This window comes from Aerococcus sp. L_32 (assembly GCF_050689315.1).
In genome coordinates this window covers 1-20,784 of sequence record NZ_JBOEQF010000020.1, presented here as the reverse complement: position 1 = coordinate 20,784, position 20,784 = coordinate 1, and the positions used below count along the sequence as shown (strand labels likewise).

The following is a 20,784-nucleotide window of genomic DNA, read 5'->3' as shown; positions in this document are numbered from 1 at the left end:
ATACACATGGTTAGCAAATTTTGTTACTAAGTATAATTGCTTGTCGCCTAGATATGCCATGAAGGCGTCTAGATTCGCATGGTAAGTAATATCTACAGCATTCCAATAGTCCAACCCAGCACGTTTTAAATGCTTGTCATCTGTTTTAAATCCTAAAGGCTCAATCAAATGTAAGTGGGTATCAGTCGCTGCACAGGTACGAGCAATATTTCCTGTATTTGCTGGAATTTCTGGTTCAAATAATACAATATGGTTAGTCATTCTGTCGCTTCTTTCTATATAAATACTGTTTTCGTTTCGTATACGAAACCAAATGGCTTCTTTCACCATTGATTATATCATATTTGAAAGATATTCGGCCCCTTCCAGTGATTGTCTTTATTGGCTTTGTATCTACACCAACAGCAAATTTTGTTATGATATTCATTAGGAAAAAAGAAAAATCATCGCCATTATATGCAATTTCATCTAAATCGGTTTGAAAGGATTGACTATGAAAGACAATAAAAAACACACTAGTACGACCAATTGGGGGGTAGTCTTTGTGATGGCTGGCGCCATGACTGCGACCTTAATCGGTTCAGGTTTTGCGACCGGCCAAGAAATTATGCAATACTTTGTAGCCCACGAATGGACAGGTATTTTAGGAGTCATCGTCACCTTCCTAACAGTAGGCTTTTCAAGCGATGCCTTCTTTAAAGCAGGTTTAGCCAGTAAAGAAAACCTTAATAGTCCAAATGACGTCTTCAAAGTATTTGCCGGTGATACAATCGGTGGCTTATATAAATACATCGCCTTAATCACCCTATTTTTAACCTATGCCGTAATGGTTGCCGGCGCGGGTGCCACTATCCAACAACAATTTGGTGGCCCCGTATATATAGGATCTGGTTTCATGTATATTGCTTCCGCCTTAACCGTGATGTTGGGTATGGACAAAATCACCAGGATTTTAGGAAATATTGGCCCGACGATTGCCGGTTTTGCCATTGTTTTAGGTTTACTTAGTTTATTCACCAATAACGGTGACCTTGATCAAGCTTCTGTTATGGTCCAAAATGCTGTAGCTTCAGGCACTATTCAAGCTGCCTCAGGAAATTGGTTGGTGTCCGCTTTAAACTATGTGGGCTTGATCATTATGTTGAACGCTGGTTTTATTGCTCAAATTGGTGTTCAAGCCAATAACCAGACAGAAACGAGGGCAGCAGCTCTTTTCTCATCTGGGATCTATGCCCTAGGAATTTTCATCTTGTACATGGCTTTTATGGGGGCATTCTCATTGATTGCGGGTGCACAAGTACCGACTTTAACCATCGCTAACCAACTTCATCCATGGCTTGGCTATGCCTTCATCGTGATCATCCTATTGGCGATTTACTCGACGGTTGTGTCCATGTTGTGGAATGTTGCAGCGTCAGTTACGATTGATGGAACGACTTGTAATAAAGTGGCCGCGGCCGTTTTAGGTTTCATCGCAACTGCCATCGGCTTGTTTCTACCTTTTGACCAACTTGTTAATGTCGTCTATGTGGTGGCAGGCTATTTCGGGATTATCTTCTTATTGATGATGATTTGGCGGGCTTTAACTAGACTATTGGCCAAATAATAGGTAAATTTGGGAATTGTTCTTTTCGTGGTATAATGTTCTTGATACGAACATTAAATAGAAAGAAGGATGTTTACATGCAGATTGGTATACCAAGAGAGATTAAGGCGCAAGAGGACCGCGTTGGTTTAACGCCTGGTAATGTACGAACTTTGGTCAATAATGGTCACGAAGTATTGGTTGAAGCGGGTGCTGGTGACGGCGCGGGCTTTACAGACAGTGAATATGCTGCAGCTGGCGCGCGCATTGAAAATCAACCAGCAACAATTTGGGCCAGCGAGATGGTTATCAAAGTCAAAGAACCGCTAGCGTCTGAATACGACTACTTCCACGAAGGCTTGATTCTGTTTGCCTACTTCCATTTAGCACCAGAACTTGAACTAACTGACGCCCTGTTAGCCCATAAAGTGACGGCTATCGCCTACGAAACCATGGTGGAAAATGGCAGCCTGCCCCTACTAACACCTATGTCTGAAGTTGCTGGACGAATGGCTATCCAAATTGGTGCCCATTATCTGGAAAAACAAAACGGCGGTTCTGGAATCTTACTTTCAGGTGTACCAGGTGTTGCATCCGGTCACATCGTTGTCATTGGTGGTGGTACCGTTGGTTACAACGCAGCCAAAGTAGCTGTTGGCATGGGCGCTCGCGTAACGATTTTAGATGTCAATACTGGTCGCCTTGCCCAACTAGAAGACATCTTAAATGGCAAAGTTACTACCCTAATGTCCAACGAAGAAAATATCCGTCAAGTCCTCAAAGACGCGGATGTTGTCGTTGGATCTGTATTAGTCACTGGTCGTCGTGCGCCAGTACTCGTGTCCGAAGAAATGGTTCAGACCATGAAAGCTGGATCAGTATTGGTAGATATCGCCGTTGACCAAGGTGGTAACTTTGAAACCACCCACCCAACAACCCACCAAGACCCAGTCTATGTAAAACATGGGGTAACCCACTACACAGTAGCCAATATCCCGGGTGCAGTACCACGTACCTCAACATTGGCCTTAACAAACGCCACAATGAAATTTGCCAACCAAATCATTAACCAAGGTGTAGAGGCAGCTGCCAAAAACAGCGAAACTATTCTAACAGGCATCAACACCTACCAAGGTCACCTGACCCACGAAGGCGTAGCCGAATCACAAAACCTTGACTACACACCAATCCAAGACCTACTAAACAAATAAATTAAAGCTGTTATCAGCAACAAAAAACCGCCATTTCTTAAAAGAATAGCGGTTTTTTTGTTATCGATAAATTTGATTAAGCTTGCAAATCCTATTAACACTTCTTGTAAGATAGATATGTATCACAAAACGCTTTTGACCATTATTAAACAGTTAGGCAAGATATCAGCATCACACGTGTGACATAGCGTTGAAAGCAATCTTACGTTTCAGATGTTCATTTTTAAAATTGCCCCTGCTTATTCAAGACGGAACATAGTCGTTGAACACAAAGAACTAGCACAATCAATTGCAAATACTTCTATATAAAAGGAAGATATTTTTAGCATGCACATTAGACATTACAAACTGTTTATCAAAAGTCTAACGTGCAAATACAGCAGTTCTTTTCAGGAAGTTTTGCGTTCTTTCTTCTTGAGTGTGATCAAATACGTCTTCAGGTGTCCCTTGTTCAACAATGACGCCATTTTCCATAAAGATGACTCTATCCGCAACTTCATAAGCAAATTGCATTTCATGGGTCACAATGACTAAAGTAGACCCGCTTTGGGCTACATCTTTAATGACTTCCAGGGTTTCCCCTACTAATTCTGGGTCTAAGGCCGATGTTGGTTCATCAAATAGAATAACTTCTGGGTTCAGGGCTAAAGCACGCGCTATCCCCACCCGTTGTTGTTGCCCACCTGAAAGTTCATGTGGATAGTGGTCCTCTTTCCCTTCCAAGCCAACCTTAGCTAAGAGGTCACGCCCTTTTTCTGTCGCTTCTTTCTTAGGCACTTTACGAGCAATCACTAAACCTTCAATGACATTTTCTAAAGCCGTCCGGTTTGAAAATAGTGCATATTGTTGGAAAACCATAGCCGTTTTCTTACGAATATCTAGAATTTCTTTCTTAGAAACTTTTTCAAAGTTTACTTGTTGGTCACCAATTTTCAGATACCCTTCATCCGCACGCTCTAAAAAGTTTAGGCAGCGAAGGAAGGTGGTCTTCCCTGAACCAGATGGGCCAATAATTACGACCACCTCCCCTTGGTTAATGGTTAAATCGATCCCTTTAAGGATTTCATTTTGATCAAATTTTTTGTGGATGTTTTCAACTTGTATCATAGAGCACTTCCTTTCACAAATTTTCTGGTGTAGTTGCGTTCAAATAATTGCGATACTTGTTCCACTGTAATCGATAGCGCCCAATAAATAACGGCTGCTGCGATATAAGATTCTAGGAAGGTATAGCTTGTTGTCGCTGTAATTAAAGCCCCGTTCAAGACATCGACCACTGAGACCAAGGATACCAATGAAGATGCCTTGATTAAGACGATTAATTGACTACAAATCATGGGTAATGCGATGGGGATCATTTGTGGGAAAATGACCCGGGCAATGGTTTGAAATTGGGTTAAACCAATGGATGCCGCTGCATCCCATTGGTCTTTTGGAATGGCAGATAAGGCACCACGAAAAATCTCCGAAAGGGAAATGGTTGCCGTGAAACTAAGGACAAAAATGCCAATGTATTCACGGTTGATATCTGAAAAACGTATCGGCAAGCTTAAGCTAGTGGCTACTTGATCGAACAAGTCTGAGAAAAGTAGGTAAGCAACCATTAAACTTAGAACAATTGGTACCCCTTTTCCAATGGTAATTAAAGCAGCGAGAAATTTGCTTAAGACGGGCACTTGGAAGAAACGTGCCAGTGCGATGAGTAGGCCAAAGATCATCCCGATGAATAAGGGAATGAAGGCCAAGCGTAAGGTGACTGGGATAAATGGAACGGCTGCTTTAAAGGCTTCTGCTATTGCTGTAAAATCGATGGGCATTGTGGCGCCCTCCTTTCTTTATTCGGTGTAGTCAGCGCCAAGGATTTCAATGGAAAGATCTGATAAGGTCCCTTCTTCTCGTAATTCTTTGATAGCCCCGTCTACGGCTGTTTGTAATTCTTCATCACCTTGTTGGAAGACGTAGTAGATACCAGCAGTTTTTAGGGCTTCATCTGAGGCTTGTAGGTTGATATCGAATTGTTCGTTGTATTTATCAACGTCAAATTTTGTCAAAATGGCTGCGTCTGCTGTTCCATTTTGTAGACCAGAGACCAATAATTCACCATTCACTTCACTGTAGACAATTTCTATAGCATCGTCATTTTCAGCGTTATAGGTCTCTAAAATATTGGCTACCTCGCTAGCTGGGGATGCAAATACCTTTTTGCCTTTAAGGTCATCTAAAGATTGGTAAACTTGACCGGTAGATTCATCGGCTGCGATATGGTGGGCGTAATTGTTGTAGGCTTCTTCCCCGTATAGGTATTTGGCCCCGCGCTCGTCGTTATAAGCGTAGTTGTGGGCTGCAAGTTGGACCTTGTCGGCTGAAAGTGAGGTTAGGATATTTTTGAAGTCCATAGACTCATATTCAAAGTCGTATTGGTCTAACTTTTCGTCCACTGCCCGCAAGACTTCAATATCATAACCTTGTAAGTCTTCATTTTCATCTAGGTAAACAAAGGGTTGGTAAGCATTTCCTGTTCCCACAATAATGGTTTCTGCATCTGGATTAGCTGTGGCTTCTTCATCAGTTGCTTCAGCTGATCCGCAAGCTGCTAGTAAAAAGGCTGAGGCAATACCCGTAAATATAAACTGTTTTTTGAATCTTCCTTGTATCATTTTCTTCATATTCTAAATCCCACTTTCTCACTTTTATTGTGTATAATCATCGCCTAAATATTCGATGGATAATTCTGCTAAAGTTCCTTCATCAATCAACTCTTGGACAGCGCCATCAACGGCTTGCTGTAATTCTTCATCGCCTTTTCTATATAAGAAATTGGCTTTTGAACCACTAACTGGTTCTTCTGAGATGGCCAAGTTGGCATCGAATTGTTCGTTGTATTTGTTACCGTCATATTCTTTCAGGATTCCTGCATCAGCCGTACCGTTTTGTAGGCTGGAGATAAAGATTTCACTACCACCTTCGTTATAGACGATGTTGATTTGTTCATCTTTTCCGTGTTCGCTATTGTATTCTTCAACGACATGGGCTTCGTTAGCTCCTGGTGAGGCGATCACATTTTTCCCTTGTAGGTCGTCTAAACTGTTGTATTCGCCCTCACCTTCAATCGAAATAATATGTAAGGTGATATTGTTATAGCCAACTTCACCAAAGAGGTATTTTTCCGCTCGTTCATCATTGAATTGGTATTGGTGGGCCGCTAAATCAACTTTCCCAGCTTGTAGGGAAGTCAAGATATTCTTGAAGTCTGACGACTCGTATTCAAAGTTATATTGGTCTAATTTTTCATCGACGGCCTTCAAAACGGCCACGTCATAACCATCTAATTCGCCATTTTCATCTAAGTAAACAAAGGGTTGGTAGGCATTCCCAGTCCCAACAACAATCGTTTCTGCATCCGGATTGGTCGCCGTTTCTTGGTCGTCTTCTGAAGCATCCGCATTCCCGCAAGCCCCAAGTAATAAGGCTGAGGCAATACCCGTTAACACAAACCGTTTTTTAATTTTATTGCCAAAAATTTTCTGCATATTGTGCTGTCCACCTTTTCCATTTCTATTTGGTGTAATCGTCACCTAAGTATTCAACCGATAATTCTGCCAAAGTCCCGTCATCAATCAACTCTTGTAAGGCACCGTCAACAGCCTCTTTCAGCTCTTCATCAGCCTTGTCATACAAGAAGTAGGTTTTTGATACCGAAATCGGTTCAGAGGCAATTTCTAAGTTGGCGTCGAATTGTTCATTGTATTTGTTGGTGTCGTATTTAGTTAAGATTCCTGCATCAGCGGTCCCGTTTTGTAAACCTGAAATAAAGATTTCATTGGCACCTTCGTTATAAATAATGGAGATTTGTTCATCTGCATTTTCATGTTCACTGTTATATTGTTCCAATAAGTAAGCCACGTTAGATCCTGGTGAAGCGAATACTTTCTTACCTTGTAGGTCATCTAAAGTTGCATAATGCTCGTCACCTGCAATGTTGACAATATATAGGGTATAGTCGGTATAGCCCACTTCCCCGTACAGGTATTTCTCCGCTCGTTCATCATTGTATTCATATTGGTGGGCCGCTAAATCAATCTTCCCAGCTGACAATGAGGTCAAGATATTCTTGAAATCAGATGACTCATATTCAAAACTGTAGTCGTCTAATTTTTCGTCAATCGCATCAAGGACAGCCACATCATATCCTGTTAATTCACCATTTTCATCTAAGTAAACAAATGGTTGGTAGCCATTCCCTGTCCCAACGACAACTGTCTCTGCATCTGGATTAGAGGATGCTGCTGCGTTTTCATCCGTTGCTTCAGCTGACCCGCAAGCTGCAAGGACTGCTGTTGCTGCAAAAGTTAATAATCCCCATCGTAAAAAAGTTGGTTTTTTCTTCATTAGTAGGTCTCCCCTTTTCCACTTTTAAGTGTATATGTATTAAATAGTTCATCATTTTTAATTAAAATCTCTGGATCAAGTCCAGCTTGTGCCACTTCTGTTTTCGCTTTCGATTGGAATTGGAATCGTTTGGTTAACCAAGCAAATACCCGCTCCAAGACGATAGATAAGACGATGAAGATGATGGCTGCCACGAAATACCCTTCAAGCGACCGATACGTTAAGGCTGCTAGGGCCCGTACCTTCCCAATCACATCGATAACTCCTAGTGAGAAGGCCAGTGACGTGTCTTGTAATAGGCTAACGATCATGGTTCCTGTAGCAGGAATGGCGATTCGTACTGCTTGTGGCAAAATGATTCGGCGGTAGGTTTGCAGTTTGGTCAAGCCAACAGAGGCTGCCGCTTCTTTTTGGTCGGTTGCGACACTTGAAATCGCTGACCGGAAGATTTCTGAGAAAAAGGCCGCCGTACTCAAACCGTATGTAATGTAAACATAGTCAATCTTTTCGATATTGGCTAAAGCCGTAAAGACAATCGGTAGCCCGTAATAAATTAAGAACAATTGCACTAGAATTGGCGTACCTCTGATGAAAGACACGAACACCTGACTAATTTGTGACAAGACTGGCACTTTTTCAATTCTCACAAAAGCAATGGCCAAGCCGAGTACCATTCCGACTGCAGTGGCAACTGCCACAATGGCTAGTGTCGTAGGGAGTGCGGATAATATTTTCGGGAAAAAGGATACAACATATTCCCATTTAAAAAATTCTGACATGAGTTTTTTCCTCCTATTTGTTGGAACTGTTTAGTCGGCTATTCAGCCATCACTATCATTTCATTCACTAAAATTTCAAATCATTAAATGGTCAAATCTTGGTACTCATAATAAGGTGCTTCAACCCGAAGGACGCTTTCATCAAACCGTTCGGGAATCAAGACCTTATACAAGGAAACCCCGATATCATTCGAATCTTCTCTTGTGCCTAAGACTTGGTAGCCATTTCTCAAATACATATCCAGTAACCATGGATGTCTCTTACCAGAAGTTCCTAAGACATAGGCTGGTGCTTTTAAGGTTTTCACCAAGAATTCCTCTTCCACTTGTTTCAGGAATTTCTTCCCGATCCCTTGTCCCTTAAATTCGTTCGCGGTCGCAAACCACCACAAGAAAGGATAATGTGAAATGGGGCTGTTATTTTCCCAGGGTTGTCGAATCGTGATGGTTGAAATTAACTGGTCATCCCGCTCTAAGACTAAAGCAATCCCCGTTTCAATATTTTCAGTGACCGATTCTAACGTAGCGTTTGTTGACGGCCAATCAATACCTAAATCCTTCACCTCTTGGAATGACTCTTGAATAAGAGCTAAATATGCTGGTGCGTCCTCTTTAGTAGCAATTCTTATACGATCTTTTCCCATCTTGCTTCCTCCTTAATAACCTCATGGCCGATACGGCTGGTAAATCTATAAAGTTGTTCATCTATTCGATTGGTTACACTGTCTTCGATAATAAAATCTCTACCATCTTTCACAACTTGGTCTTGCGTCGCAAAGGTTGACTGTAACAATTCTTCTGTACCCAGTTCTTTCAAGACAGGCTCCAAAGCATACTGTAGGGCCAACAAGTGGTGTTTTGATCCACCTAATCCCAAGCCATAAACCACCTTGTCCTGCAGCGCCTTTGGCGGCAATACATCAAGATATGCCTTTAAAATCCCTGAGTAGCTTCCTTGAAAGATTGGCGTAAATACCAAAACCCCATCTGAATTCAATACCTGTTGGTTGACCGCTTGAAGCGTCTTATCCGTATAGTCCGCCGTCATCAAAGCTTCAGCTGGTAACATATGGACTTGAATCACCTGCGTTTGAATCTTATATTCGAATAACACCTGCTGGGCATAGGCCACCAGACCATTCAGTCGTGAAGATAATGAATTTGCGCCTACAATTAAAGTTACTTTTGTCATATCTTTCCCTCTTTCTTTGATGATTGCTTTCATTGATTTCATACATCTAGACATTTTTTTAAAACAAAAATCCCTCCCTAATAAACAACCCTGTCTATTAAGAAGGGGCGATTGGTTAACGATCGCGGTGCCACCCTTATTCAAATTGCCCTCGCGAGCAATCTCTTATCCAGTAAATACCTTACATACTGAAAGAAATAACGGTCCCACCCGTCTAACCAGCTTTCACTGACTAGATGCTCAGAGCTCATTTTCATTACCGGTAAACATCTGATTTCACCAAATTCAGACTCGCTGTCGATTACCTGCATAACTACTCTACTCATCAAAGCAATTGGTTATAAAAAAGATTTGCAACTTTTGCTTGCAGTAAATTTAACAAATCTCATGCATCTGCATCAATATTACTGCCTAGGAAAAACAATCAATGAATTCACTTTCGTCTGATCGCCTTTTTTTGAAAAAAGGACAAAACCCTTTATCCCTCTTAGGTTTTCATCTGATTATCATCTTCTTTTAATCGTTAACCGCTATCATCACTGATATAGAAGTGGCAAAAATAGCGATCAAAAAAGGGCACATAAAATACAATAATTGTATTCCATGTACCTTTTAAGCAAATCTTATTCATTAAAAAACACCCTAATATCAGTATTTGTCAGACTTTGGACAAAAAACTTGATAAACTTTTCCGGTTATCATTTGACCTCAATAAGCGATCAATAGTAAGCACCTATCAAAAAATGACCTAAAAAAAGACATGACCAATTGATGATCACGCCTATGTTACAAAATATTTGTTTCTCATAATTGAAGAATGCCTTGAACAATAATATGTAACGTGCCATTAATAGCTTTTACTTATTAAGTTAGCCTATTAATCTATACTAGAAAGAGTTTCAGACTGACCTTACCTAGCATGCCTTAGCAGTGAAGATGGATGGTCTGATATACAACATTTCTGTTAGGAATTTACTCCTTACAGAATGAGTAATCAGCCAAGGAATTAGACCTAGGCTAATTCCGGTTGTACTACTTTTTAGAGCTATGATAGGTAAAGTGTAAACCGAATGCTTCCTTAATTTTTTAATTACTAATTCACATTATTCTGCAGATGGATTTTCGAAGGCTGGTTCTAAGTGACCACTTGCAGCTAGTTCATCTAAATAGTCATAGACTTCTTGTGAGGTAAAGGCTGCTTTCAATGCTTGTATTTTTTCTGAATCTGCATTGCCTTCACGAGTTACGATTTGTAAGGCAAAACGGTTAGAATCATCTTCTTCAAGGAATAACGCCTCTTCCGGTGTTAAATCAATTTCTGAAATATAAGTTGGGTAGTTAAAGACTAAGTCCACACCATCTTGATACGAAGCATTTAAATTCAACAAGTCGACATGGGTAAAGTTTAGGTTTTTGTCATTTTCCGTAATATCATCAACTGTTACAAAAGTTTCATCCGGTACGTCAATCAAACCTTGAGCGTCTAAAATATGTAAAGCACGCGCTTCATTGGTCATATCACTTGGAATAGCCACTTCTGCGCCATCTTCAATATCCTCAATACTTTCATATTCTGGTGCATAGAAACCAACGACAGCATTGTAAATCGGTTGAATAGCTACTAAGTCACCGTTACGTTCTTCATTGAAAACTTCCATGAACGGCTCATGTTGGGCAAATGAGGCATCTGCTTCATCATTTAAAACCGCTTCGTTGTATTGAATATTATCGGACACTTCTACCAATTCAATTGTGTATGGTTCTTCTACCACTTTAGCAGCCAATTCCACGATATCAGTCATTGGTGTCGTATGAGACGCCACTTTGATTACTGTATCTTCACTTGACGCTACTGATTCGGTCGCCGTTGACTCAGCGCTTTCACTCCCGTTCCCACATGCCGCAAGCACCAAACCTGCTGATAATACCCCTGTAAACAATAAACCTTTCTTCATACGTCTTACCTCCAAATTTTTTTGTAAAAAGATTACCTTATTTTAAGCTGGCGCTAACTTAAGGAAAATAAAGCTATTTTCCAATGAGTTATGCCTCAACAACCACTAACTTAACGGTGGTCGACTTTCTTAGCTAGTTTAAGTCCTAACCACTGACAAACCTGTACGATCACAATAATCAAAACGATAGCCGTGTACATCATGTCGGTTTCATAACGCTGGTAGCCATAGCGAATGGCGAAGTCACCAATACCCCCTCCGCCGACAACCCCCATAATGGTCGAATAGGAAATGAAGGACACAAATGCCGTCGTATAGCCAATAATTAAGGACGATTTGGCTTCAACGAAGAGGAACTTGGTCACCAATTGCCAAGTGTTGGCCCCTAAAGCATCGGCCGTTTCAAGAACACCGCGGTCAACGTCCAGTAAAGACTGCTCAACAAAGCGGGCATATAGTGCGATGGCAATCACCATCATTGGAAAGGATGCCGCCACTGGGTCCCCTGTCGCTCGGCCGTAAGTCGCTCGAATCAGAGGTTGCATAGAGACAACCAATAGTAAAAATGGGAATGACCGGATAGTGTTGATGATAAAGGATAAGACCTGATAGACCAGCTTATTTTCTCTTGGATTGTCCTGATCGGTTAAGAATAAAATTGTTCCTAGAGGTAGGCCTAAAATAATTGCTGCCAGCATGGCAAAACTCATCATAATCCCTGTTTCACCAAGACTTTCAATGATATAGGGTAGAAATTCGATCAACCGTTGGCCATATTCTTGTAGGTTATTCATTGCCTTCAAGCACCTCCAATACATGGTCAGCGTAAGACTGGTTTCCGTCTGAAGCAGCCTGGATACCTGGCTTAACTGTTACTACTTGACTGACTTGTCCTTTTTCTAAAATGGCAGCCCGTTGGCATAATGCCTTAATGACTTCAAGCTCGTGGGTCACCACAATCATGGTCATAGGATAGGCTTTATGGGCAGCTTTTAATACTTTCACAATCTCGCCTGTAGTTCGGGTATCCAAGGATGATGTCGGTTCATCGGCCAACAAGATTTTCGGGCGGGTAATTAAGGCTCGAGCAATCCCCACTCGTTGTTTTTGACCACCTGATAATTGACTTGGGTAGTGGTCTTTTTTATCTGCTAAACCCACAAAAGCCAAGACCTCATCCACGGTTAAGGGATCATCGTACTTGTGCAAACTTAAGGGTAAGGCAACATTTTCGCCCACTGTTTTATTGTTTAATAGGTTAAATTGTTGAAAGACCATACTGATGTCTTTTCGAAATGCCCGCAAGTCTTTCCCAGTTAAGTCATTGACTAGGACATCATCTACTAGAACTTGTCCAGAGCTGGGCTTTTCTAGGGCATTGATAAACCGCAACAAAGTCGATTTGCCAGCCCCACTTTCACCAACTAAGCCAAATATTTCTCGATATTGAATATTTAAGCTTACTTGGTTTAACGCTTGTATGCGGTTACTACCATTGATGAATTCTTTGGCCACTTGCTTAAATTCTATCATATATCTCGTCACCTTCTTCTATATCATGTGTACCATATTAACAACATTTTACGTTGGTGTCTAGCCCATTTTACTGTTACATTTTAACGAGCACTCTGTTATATAACTATTCATACAGATAGCAAAAAAGGCCGAGAAACTAAGTCCTCGACCATTAAAAATACATATGCTAGTTTTCAATTCATTTATCCTAGTCTAAGAAAGGTTTCCTTTTTCCAAAAAAGGTTTTAGAACACAATTACTGGTAATCCTACATAAGCTAATTCATATACTTTAGCCATTGTTTGTGGTGGTGTATTAATACAACCTAAAGACCCATTTTGTTGATAGGCGTCGCCACCAAAGCTTGATTGCCAGTCGGCGTCATGGATTCCTTGGCCCGTAAAGTCAAAGGCCATCCAGTAGTCTACGGGTACCGCATAATCTTTTTCTGTTCTTGGGTTATACCCCTTCAATACTGATGGATTTTCCATATTCCAAATCTCATAGGCACCTGGAACCGTGTCAGTACCGGTATTCCCGCTCACGATATCAGTAGCAATTTTTTGTTCGCCATCAATATAGACGAACATCTTTTGCTTGCTTAAGTCTACTTCTATATAAGAAGTACCGAAGAAGTCATCTTGGTTATAACCACCACCCCAGATATTTGGTTGAATCACTGTATCCTCACCCGCAAGGACTGCCTCCGCAACCAATTGCGTAGTCATTTCGCGCTCGATGTACCAACCGTAAATACCTGGTGTAATCGTCACTTCGCCTGATTCAGTAGATTGAAATTGGTGGTCTTGGTTCAGCCCGGCATTTTCCACATTCCACTCGTATAAGTATTGGTCGATCGCCTCTTCATCCACTTGGACTTTTCCTTGATCATCCGTACTTACCCATGCCGCTAGCATTTCGCTTGGAATATTCACAACTTCATCTTCGATTTGTATGCCGATACTTGCTGATAAGATGCCCTCCAACTCAGCTTTAGCCGTTTGGATAGCCTCTGAATCGCTAGTCACTTCTGGTTTCACGTAAGCATCCGCTAAATCTAGCTCACTTGTTCCTGCTTTTACCTTTGCCAAAACGGCATCCGCCAATGAATCTGACGTGACTTGATTTCCCTGTGTTTCAGGCACCACTTCTACCGTCTTTGTCTCATCATTGATAACCACTTGTGCACTTGTTGATGGTGTTGCGCCATCTTGATCAATGTCTAAATGGTCAAAGTAAGACTTGAATGCCTCACGGTCAACCGTCCACTCATTACTTTCGTTGGCATCCGCAGATTTTAAAGCATTGCTGACAAATTCAACTGGCCACGTGAAGGTCGATTGTTGATTTAAAATGTCATCAAAAGCTTCATTTTCTGCTGGTTGAAAGCCGGCTTCTTGTAAATTCATCGTAGCCACTTCTTGACCTTGGTCTGTAATTTTCATGGTACGTTCATTGTTGGCCTTGGCTACTGTAGCTTCCGCGTCAGACTTTGTCATCCCACTGACATTTACATTAGAAACAGTCGTCGCCGGTAAGAAATGTGATTGATAATAATACACACCTACACCGTAGCCCACTATTAATAATGCTAAGACTGCCCCCAATACCCACATCGAAACTTTCTTCATTCAATTATCTCCCTTCCCAATTGACTCTTTTAAAGCTTTAACCTATTGTACCTTATTTCTTGTAACATTTCTGTAATATTAATCACTTTATCATATTTTTAAAAATCAGCCCCGATTGACAAGCCCCTCATCGGCAACATAGCCACCCCTTTGACTATAAAAAAATTAGTCAATCACTCAGTCAGCTTATTTCTTGCTTTTCTTTTTCCGACCGAATAATAGATCCACTAAGACTGTGCCTAAATAGCTCACAACCAGCGTTGTCACAATAAAGTAGATGCTAGCCAAGGAAGCCACCTTGGTATCTGTAGACCACATATCTTCTTTAAAAATAAAGAAAGTAATGACACCCACAAGCAGAGATACCACAACCTTCAATAGGATACTTTTAATACTGATCTTCAAATTATTGTCGTCTAACTCGTCGTAGTTATTCCCATGTAAGCCACTGATTTCAATTTTATAGACATTTCGAAATAAATGGTCGTCCCTAGTCCCTTTACGGTTTACATCATGTTTGTTCATCGTTTGCCTCCCAAACCTTGCCCTACTTTACAGTTTTTTAACAATTCAGTCTTGTGCGATTGACTGCATTATATAACTTTAATAGAAAGAAAGTCTAATTTACTTGGAACCTGGTCTTTTAAAATCTTTCCCAGAAAACACCCGCATTTCTTACACTAACGTCAATTAAAAAATTTCTTTTTGAATAATGACAGCCAAATAAAAAACCGGATAGCCGTTTTCCACGACTACCCAGCCTTAATCTAGTGATTAGTTTAAGTTGCCACCATTTGTTGCAATCACATCTTTGTACCAACTAAATGATTTCTTCTTGTAACGGTCTAGCGTACCACTACCATCGTCGTTACGGTCAACATAGATAAAACCATACCGTTTAGACATTTGGGCAGTTGATGCTGAAACCAAGTCGATACAACCCCAACTTGTGTAACCCATGATGTCTACCCCATCTAATAAGGCTTCACCAACTTGGGCTAAGTGGTCGTTCATGTATTTGATCCGGTAGTCATCTTCCACTGTTTTCTCACCGTTTGGTGCATCAACTAATACATCTTTGGCGCCTAATCCATTTTCTACAATGAATAATGGTAATTGGTAGCGGTCATAGAATTGGTTTAAGACTAAACGCAAACCAACAGGGTCCACTTGCCATCCCCATTCTGATGCTTCTAGGTATGGGTTTGGAATCCCCCCCATAATGTTCCCTTCACCAGCTTCATATTGGCTGTGGTCAGCCGCTTCAGCAATCGACATGTAGTAAGAGAAGGAAATGAAGTCCACTGTATTTTCTTTCAATAACTCTTTATCCCCGTCAGCGAATTGGATCTCGATACTATTTTCCGCAAAATAACGGTTAATATATGCTGGGTATTCCCCGCGTGCATGGATATCTGAGAATAAGTAGTTTTGGTTTTCAGCCAAGTGGGCAGCCATCACGTCATCCGGATTTGGTGTAATCGGGTAAGTCGGCATGGCAAGCACCATACAACCCACTTGGAAGTCTGGGTTGATTTCGTGGGCGATTTTCGTTACTGATGCAGAGGCCACTAATTCATGGTGAACAGCTTGGTATAAGTCTTGTTTCGACAATTCTTCTGGTGGTGTATCGATCCCACCAGACATGAATGGCGCATGTAAAACAGAGTTCACTTCATTGAAAGTTAACCAGTATTTGACCTTGTCTTTATAACGCGTAAATACAGTTGTGGCATATTTCTCAAAGAAACCAATCAATTTACGGTTGGTCCAACCGTTGTATTGTTTGGTTAAGTTTAATGGGGTTTCATAATGAGACAAAGTCACCAAAGGTTCAATCCCATATTTATGGAGCTCGTCGAACAAGTCATCATAGAATTGTAGTCCAGCCTCGTTTGGTTCTGCGTCATCTCCGTTTGGAAAAATACGAGACCAAGCAATAGATGTACGAAAAACTTTAAAGCCCATTTCAGCGAATAAGGCCACATCTTCTTTATAACGGTTATAGAAGTCAATACCCACTAACTTCAAGTTATCTTCTGTCGGGCCATCAGTAATCTCACCCATCCCACCATTTGGTGTAACGTCTTGAACAGACAAACCTTTACCATCTACATCAAAAGCACCTTCAAATTGATTGGCCGCGGCAGCCCCGCCCCATAAGAAACCATCTGGAAATCTATATTGACTCATTCTACAATTCGCTCCATTCCATATTCTTGTATAGTTCAATTTATTTACATCCTAACTATACCATTAAAACGCTTTCTCGTAAAATAATCACCATTTTAAATGATTATGCCCGTACAAATAACGTTGGAGTTTTCGCCGAGATAAAACGGTTCATACAAATCCATCACATTGATGCTTTTTGGAGAGGGCAGCAAGAGCTGTTTCATGACGATATTGCGTCGTTCTACTGGAAAGGCCCCCTCCTTATTTATAATCTTACTAAGTTTTAATGTGAGCGATTTATATATTTTTGTCCCTTGCTATGACCATTTTGTTTTCTAAAATAAAAAAGCCACCTTTAAATAAAAAGAGTGGCTTGGAAATTCAAATATAACTTGGATAATTAACGGGCTGCTTGTCCATTTGATTCGATAACTTCTTTATACCAGTCAAACGATTTTTTCTTAGAACGGTGTAAGTCACCAGTCCCGTCGTCTTGGCGGTCAACGTAGATTAAACCGTAACGTTTAGACATTTCACCTGTACCAGCTGATACTAAGTCGATGATTCCCCATGGTGTGTAACCCCATAATGGTACACCATCTTCTTCAACAGCATCCATGAAGCTATTGATATGCGCTTTAAGGTATTCAATCCGGTAGTCGTCATTGATTGCCCCATCTTCTTCAACTGTGTCGATCGCACCTAGCCCATTTTCCACGATGAATAATGGTTTGCGGTAACGGTCCCAAAGGGCGTTCATTGTTGTACGTAACCCTAGTGGATCAATGGCCCAACCCCATTCAGATTCTTCTAAGTATGGGTTTTTTACACCTGAGAAGGCATTACCTGTGACAATATCATCTTCAGCGATTTGGCCCTTAGATACACGACTTGAGTAGTAAGAGAAAGTGATATAGTCTACAGTATTTTCACGTAAAATGGCTTCATCTTCCTCAGTGATTCCAATATCAATACCTTCGTCTTCAAACATGATTTTCGCCCATTCAGGGTACTCACCGCCCGCTTGTACGTCGATAAAGAAGTAGTTATCGCGGTTGCTTAAGTTAGCTGCCCAAACGTCTTCTGGGTTTGATGAGTATGGATAGTACTCACCAGCTGCCAACATTGAACCCATTTTGGCTTCCGGATCGATTTCACGAAGGACTTTGGTAATTTTAGCACTCGCTAATAATTCATGGTGGGCTGCTTTGTATAAGACTTGGGTACGTTCTGCTTCGTTTAAGTCGCCAAGGTAAATGCCTGCACCCATAAATGGTAAATGTAGTAACATGTTGATTTCATTGAAAGAAATCCAGTATTTTACTTTACCCTTGTAGCGATTGAATAAAGCTGTCGCGTAGTTAACGAATAGGTCAACCATCTGACGGTCACGCCAAGAACCCAATTCATCAATCAATGTTTTGGGTACATCGAAGTGGTTGATTGTTACAACAGGTTCAATGCCGTATTTCAACAATTCATCAATCACGTCTTCGTAGAATTTCAATCCTTCTTCATTGGGTTCTGATTCAAAACCAGTTGGGAAGATACGTGACCAAGCCATTGAGAAACGATAAGATTTCATCCCCATTTCAGCAAACAAGGCGATATCTTCTTTGAAGTGGTGGTAGAAGTCAATCGCTTCATGAGAAGGGAAATGTGAACCTTCAGTTACCTCCGAATAATGCACTTCACCAGCTGTAATCGAGTAGCGTTGTGCGCCGTGAGGAATTAAGTCAACACTTGTTAACCCCTTGCCCCCTTCAAGGTAGCCACCTTCTAATTGATTTGCGGCTGTAGCGCCACCCCATAAGAATCCATCAGGTAATTTTCTAGACATATTCATACTCCTTTTCTCTTACTTAACAATAGTAAATAAATAATCATTTCGAGCGACAACCGGCTCAGTCGTAGTTAATACATCCGTAAAGTTATCCGTATTGGTCACTATTACAGGAGTAATGGTATCATAACCAGCTTCATTGATGGTAGCGATATCAAACTCGACCAGTAAATCCCCAGCTGAAACTTTTTGCCCTTTTTCCACATGACTTGTATAACCTCGACCGTCAAGATTCACCGTATCCAAGCCAATATGAATCAACAATTCAACCCCAGTATCCGTCGTAATCCCGACTGCGTGTCCCGTTGGAAATAGTACAGAAACTGTTCCATTGGCTGGTGCTAGGACTTTCCCCTCGCTTGGTTGAATAGCAACCCCTTTGCCTAAAGCACCACTGGCGAATACTTCGTCAGCGACCGCACTTAATGGCAAAATGTTACCCACTAAGGGGCTAGCGATAATTTCTTCCTTGGCAGAAGCTGCCATTTCAGCGTCAGAAACCACAGATTGAGATGCTGATGATTCATTTCCCGAAGCGTCACTTGCCGCTAATACTTCTGCTGGTAGCTCTTCTTCTAAACGGTTCACTGGGAAGATCATTTGTAGGATAAAACCAATGACAACGGCGATGGCATAAGAAATGGCCACGTTCCAGAAGTTAGCACCTAAGTTCCCTTCGTTGTCGATCATGTTCATTAAACTGAAAATGCCTAAACCACCAGTACGGTAAGCCAAGGTATCCATGGCACCTGCATAAGCACCGGCAAAGATGTTGGCGATAATGGCATAGATGAATGGACGTCTCAGTGGAATCATAATCCCATAGATAACTGGCTCAGTCACCCCGAATAAGGTCGAAATCGCACCAGGAATGGCGATATCTCTTAGTTTCTTCTCATTACCCTTAATCAACATAGCTAATAGAACCCCAAGGATACCGAATGTTGAAATTTGCATTAGCGGCCCAAGTGGGTTTAAACCAGTTTCAGCAAGTAGTAAGTAGCTGATTGGGATTATACCCCAGTGTAAACCGAAGATCACTAATAACTGCCAAGATGCGGCTAGTAAAGCACCGAAGACTAATGGTGATACCCCTTGTAACCAAGTGAAGAATACGCCGATTAGGCTGGCTGCCCATGTGGCGACTGGTCCAACAACCATCAAGGCGATTGGTACCGCGATAATAATCGTGAAGAATGGTGTTAAGAATGAATTCACTGTAGTAGGAATGCGTTGCTTGAACCATTTTTCAAGACGAGACCCTAACCATACCGCAACAATGATTGGAATGATTGCTGAGAAGTAGCCATTTGACGGTAAAATGACTGGCAAGCCAAAGACGGTTGAATAAATATCTGAAGCAAAGGGTGTCCCTTCAAATAAGGTGTATAAAACGTCGTTGGTCATTGAAGTTGATAGGGCCGGATGGAGGAAAGCTACTGCGATGGCTAATGCCGTAAAGACATTCATCTTCAATTTTCTAGCCGTCGTTAAGGCAACCATAACTGGTAGATACTGGAAGAATCCGTCCCCAGCTACTTGAAGCAGTAAATATAAACCACTGTTGGTCGTGTTTAAGCCAAATGTACCTAAAATGGCTACGATACCCTTGATCATCCCTGTTGCTGCAAGAGGCATCAAGAAGGGTTGGAATACACCAGAGATGAAGTCGATGGCTTTGTCCACAAGTTTACGGTCATCGTCTTCAGGTTCACTGTTGCTGCTTCCACTCGCTTCGTCTCCGCCAAGGTTAGTGGTGTCTACGATAGCGCCATAAACATCTGCTACTTCATTCCCAATGACTACTTGGTATTGGCCGGATGCTTTCATGACTGTTACGACCCCATCCAAACCTTTGATGGTATCGGTATTCGCCTTTGATTCATCCTTTAAATTGAACCGTAACCGGGTTACACAATGCCGTAACCCACCGACATTCTCTTCACCACCGACATTTTTTACAATGTCGTTTGCAAGAGCTTTGTAATCTTTTATTGCCATTTCTAAACCCTCTTTTCTTTCTTTTATAGCTTTTTTCGTATAAAAAAACCCAAACAAAAACATAGCCAAAAAGAAAGAGTCTCCCTCTCTACTATGTTTCCATTTAGGTTTTGCCTGCTGACCAGTAACAATCCGTAGTGGAATGTATGTTATTTTAATGTAAGCGCTTAATACTGTTTTTAGTTTATCACGGTTTTTTGAAAAAGGCAATCCTTTTTGCGGAAATTAGATGCTCGGTGGCATACAAAAGTGATCATAGCCTGCTTATTGACAGGTGATAAGGTCTCTAAAAAAAATTGGCGCTTCCAGACTAACATCATTCACTAGACCCTAAATGGTTAAGGTATTTTTCTTTAAATTGGTGTTGGTAAATCGCTTTAATGCTGCCAAAGTTTATCCCCTTAGCTGGTAGGTAGTAATTCATTATTTTTTTGCTACTATCAGGGCTTCTTTGATGACTTCAATCCCTTTTTCAATATCCTCAGTGGATGGTCTTGTGAAATTCAAC

General features: G+C 41.2%; 19 protein-coding genes and 1 other annotated feature. Of the genes, 2 read left to right on the top strand and 17 right to left on the bottom strand.

Annotated elements, in window-relative coordinates; all coding sequences use genetic code 11:
- Positions 1 to 261: tRNA (cytidine(34)-2'-O)-methyltransferase (locus tag ACRCJ0_RS02840; RefSeq protein ID WP_431389440.1), on the bottom strand; the 261-nt coding region annotated here is incomplete at its 3' end.
- A 232-nt stretch (positions 262 to 493) separates the two neighbouring features.
- Between ACRCJ0_RS02840 and ACRCJ0_RS02835 the strand changes: the two genes are divergently transcribed.
- Positions 494 to 1,606 (top strand): YkvI family membrane protein, encoded by a 1,113-nt coding sequence (locus tag ACRCJ0_RS02835; RefSeq protein WP_431389439.1) that lies wholly within the window; start codon positions 494 to 496, stop codon positions 1,604 to 1,606.
- Positions 1,607 to 1,683: 77 nt separating this feature from the next.
- Positions 1,684 to 2,796 carry an alanine dehydrogenase gene (gene ald / locus ACRCJ0_RS02830; protein ID WP_431389438.1) on the top strand — a complete coding sequence of 371 codons (1,113 nt, stop codon included), beginning with the start codon at positions 1,684 to 1,686 and terminating at the stop codon, positions 2,794 to 2,796.
- Positions 2,797 to 3,159: 363 nt separating this feature from the next.
- Here the strand turns inward: ald and ACRCJ0_RS02825 are convergent, their stop codons facing one another.
- The 16 genes from ACRCJ0_RS02825 to ACRCJ0_RS02750 all read right to left on the bottom strand — a co-directional run bounded on the left by ACRCJ0_RS02825 (position 3,160) and on the right by ACRCJ0_RS02750 (position 20,276).
- Positions 3,160 to 3,903, bottom strand: coding sequence for an amino acid ABC transporter ATP-binding protein (locus ACRCJ0_RS02825; protein WP_431389437.1), 744 nt, complete (start codon positions 3,901 to 3,903; stop codon positions 3,160 to 3,162).
- Entirely contained in the window at positions 3,900 to 4,613 is a 714-nt protein-coding gene (locus tag ACRCJ0_RS02820) for an ABC transporter permease subunit (protein ID WP_431389436.1), read from the bottom strand. The genes ACRCJ0_RS02825 and ACRCJ0_RS02820 overlap by 4 nt, the downstream gene beginning before the upstream one ends.
- Positions 4,614 to 4,631: 18 nt before the next feature.
- Entirely contained in the window at positions 4,632 to 5,462 is an 831-nt protein-coding gene (locus ACRCJ0_RS02815) for a transporter substrate-binding domain-containing protein (RefSeq protein WP_149358409.1), read from the bottom strand.
- Between the two features lie 24 nt (positions 5,463 to 5,486).
- On the bottom strand, positions 5,487 to 6,326 hold the full coding sequence (locus tag ACRCJ0_RS02810) for a transporter substrate-binding domain-containing protein (RefSeq protein ID WP_431389435.1): 840 nt from the start codon (positions 6,324 to 6,326) through the stop codon (positions 5,487 to 5,489).
- Between the two features lie 25 nt (positions 6,327 to 6,351).
- Entirely contained in the window at positions 6,352 to 7,185 is an 834-nt protein-coding gene (locus ACRCJ0_RS02805) for a transporter substrate-binding domain-containing protein (RefSeq protein WP_431389434.1), read from the bottom strand.
- On the bottom strand, positions 7,185 to 7,964 hold the full coding sequence (locus ACRCJ0_RS02800; protein ID WP_026465481.1) for an amino acid ABC transporter permease: 780 nt from the start codon (positions 7,962 to 7,964) through the stop codon (positions 7,185 to 7,187). Before ACRCJ0_RS02800 ends, ACRCJ0_RS02805 begins: the two co-directional genes overlap by 1 nt.
- A gap of 83 nt (positions 7,965 to 8,047) precedes the next feature.
- Positions 8,048 to 8,608, bottom strand: a complete 561-nt coding sequence (locus ACRCJ0_RS02795; protein ID WP_026465482.1) for a GNAT family N-acetyltransferase — start codon at positions 8,606 to 8,608, stop codon at positions 8,048 to 8,050.
- On the bottom strand, positions 8,590 to 9,156 hold the full coding sequence (locus tag ACRCJ0_RS02790) for an NAD(P)H-dependent oxidoreductase (protein ID WP_149256141.1): 567 nt from the start codon (positions 9,154 to 9,156) through the stop codon (positions 8,590 to 8,592). The genes ACRCJ0_RS02795 and ACRCJ0_RS02790 overlap by 19 nt, the downstream gene beginning before the upstream one ends.
- Positions 9,157 to 9,256: 100 nt before the next feature.
- Positions 9,257 to 9,494 (bottom strand) — a binding site (T-box leader).
- 765 nt (positions 9,495 to 10,259) lie between these two features.
- On the bottom strand, positions 10,260 to 11,111 hold the full coding sequence (locus ACRCJ0_RS02785; RefSeq protein ID WP_431389433.1) for a MetQ/NlpA family ABC transporter substrate-binding protein: 852 nt from the start codon (positions 11,109 to 11,111) through the stop codon (positions 10,260 to 10,262).
- A gap of 110 nt (positions 11,112 to 11,221) precedes the next feature.
- Positions 11,222 to 11,905, bottom strand: coding sequence for a methionine ABC transporter permease (locus ACRCJ0_RS02780; protein WP_431389432.1), 684 nt, complete (start codon positions 11,903 to 11,905; stop codon positions 11,222 to 11,224).
- Positions 11,898 to 12,644 carry a methionine ABC transporter ATP-binding protein gene (locus ACRCJ0_RS02775; protein WP_431389431.1) on the bottom strand — a complete coding sequence of 249 codons (747 nt, stop codon included), beginning with the start codon at positions 12,642 to 12,644 and terminating at the stop codon, positions 11,898 to 11,900. Before ACRCJ0_RS02775 ends, ACRCJ0_RS02780 begins: the two co-directional genes overlap by 8 nt.
- Before the next feature lie 227 nt (positions 12,645 to 12,871).
- Positions 12,872 to 14,257, bottom strand: a complete 1,386-nt coding sequence (locus ACRCJ0_RS02770; RefSeq protein ID WP_431389430.1) for a L,D-transpeptidase family protein — start codon at positions 14,255 to 14,257, stop codon at positions 12,872 to 12,874.
- Between the two features lie 186 nt (positions 14,258 to 14,443).
- Positions 14,444 to 14,782: a hypothetical protein gene (locus ACRCJ0_RS02765; protein ID WP_431389429.1), complete on the bottom strand. Its 339-nt coding sequence runs from the start codon at positions 14,780 to 14,782 to the stop codon at positions 14,444 to 14,446.
- Between the two features lie 249 nt (positions 14,783 to 15,031).
- Positions 15,032 to 16,450 (bottom strand): glycoside hydrolase family 1 protein, encoded by a 1,419-nt coding sequence (locus ACRCJ0_RS02760; protein ID WP_431389428.1) that lies wholly within the window; start codon positions 16,448 to 16,450, stop codon positions 15,032 to 15,034.
- Positions 16,451 to 16,832: 382 nt separating this feature from the next.
- Complete coding sequence (locus ACRCJ0_RS02755) at positions 16,833 to 18,272, bottom strand: 6-phospho-beta-glucosidase (protein ID WP_431389427.1); 1,440 nt, start codon at positions 18,270 to 18,272, stop codon at positions 16,833 to 16,835.
- A gap of 18 nt (positions 18,273 to 18,290) precedes the next feature.
- Positions 18,291 to 20,276, bottom strand: a complete 1,986-nt coding sequence (locus tag ACRCJ0_RS02750; protein WP_431389426.1) for a beta-glucoside-specific PTS transporter subunit IIABC — start codon at positions 20,274 to 20,276, stop codon at positions 18,291 to 18,293.
- Positions 20,277 to 20,784: the final 508 nt, after the last annotated feature.

Coding starts and splice junctions, on each gene's coding strand:
- ACRCJ0_RS02835 (WP_431389439.1), top strand. CDS start 494: ATGAAAGACAATAAAAAACACACTAGTACGACCAATTGGGGGGTAGTC.
- ald (WP_431389438.1), top strand. CDS start 1,684: ATGCAGATTGGTATACCAAGAGAGATTAAGGCGCAAGAGGACCGCGTT.
- ACRCJ0_RS02825 (WP_431389437.1), bottom strand. CDS start 3,903: ATGATACAAGTTGAAAACATCCACAAAAAATTTGATCAAAATGAAATC.
- ACRCJ0_RS02820 (WP_431389436.1), bottom strand. CDS start 4,613: ATGCCCATCGATTTTACAGCAATAGCAGAAGCCTTTAAAGCAGCCGTT.
- ACRCJ0_RS02815 (WP_149358409.1), bottom strand. CDS start 5,462: ATGAAGAAAATGATACAAGGAAGATTCAAAAAACAGTTTATATTTACG.
- ACRCJ0_RS02810 (WP_431389435.1), bottom strand. CDS start 6,326: ATGCAGAAAATTTTTGGCAATAAAATTAAAAAACGGTTTGTGTTAACG.
- ACRCJ0_RS02805 (WP_431389434.1), bottom strand. CDS start 7,185: ATGAAGAAAAAACCAACTTTTTTACGATGGGGATTATTAACTTTTGCA.
- ACRCJ0_RS02800 (WP_026465481.1), bottom strand. CDS start 7,964: ATGTCAGAATTTTTTAAATGGGAATATGTTGTATCCTTTTTCCCGAAA.
- ACRCJ0_RS02795 (WP_026465482.1), bottom strand. CDS start 8,608: ATGGGAAAAGATCGTATAAGAATTGCTACTAAAGAGGACGCACCAGCA.
- ACRCJ0_RS02790 (WP_149256141.1), bottom strand. CDS start 9,156: ATGACAAAAGTAACTTTAATTGTAGGCGCAAATTCATTATCTTCACGA.
- ACRCJ0_RS02785 (WP_431389433.1), bottom strand. CDS start 11,111: ATGAAGAAAGGTTTATTGTTTACAGGGGTATTATCAGCAGGTTTGGTG.
- ACRCJ0_RS02780 (WP_431389432.1), bottom strand. CDS start 11,905: ATGAATAACCTACAAGAATATGGCCAACGGTTGATCGAATTTCTACCC.
- ACRCJ0_RS02775 (WP_431389431.1), bottom strand. CDS start 12,644: ATGATAGAATTTAAGCAAGTGGCCAAAGAATTCATCAATGGTAGTAAC.
- ACRCJ0_RS02770 (WP_431389430.1), bottom strand. CDS start 14,257: ATGAAGAAAGTTTCGATGTGGGTATTGGGGGCAGTCTTAGCATTATTA.
- ACRCJ0_RS02765 (WP_431389429.1), bottom strand. CDS start 14,782: ATGAACAAACATGATGTAAACCGTAAAGGGACTAGGGACGACCATTTA.
- ACRCJ0_RS02760 (WP_431389428.1), bottom strand. CDS start 16,450: ATGAGTCAATATAGATTTCCAGATGGTTTCTTATGGGGCGGGGCTGCC.
- ACRCJ0_RS02755 (WP_431389427.1), bottom strand. CDS start 18,272: ATGTCTAGAAAATTACCTGATGGATTCTTATGGGGTGGCGCTACAGCC.
- ACRCJ0_RS02750 (WP_431389426.1), bottom strand. CDS start 20,276: ATGGCAATAAAAGATTACAAAGCTCTTGCAAACGACATTGTAAAAAAT.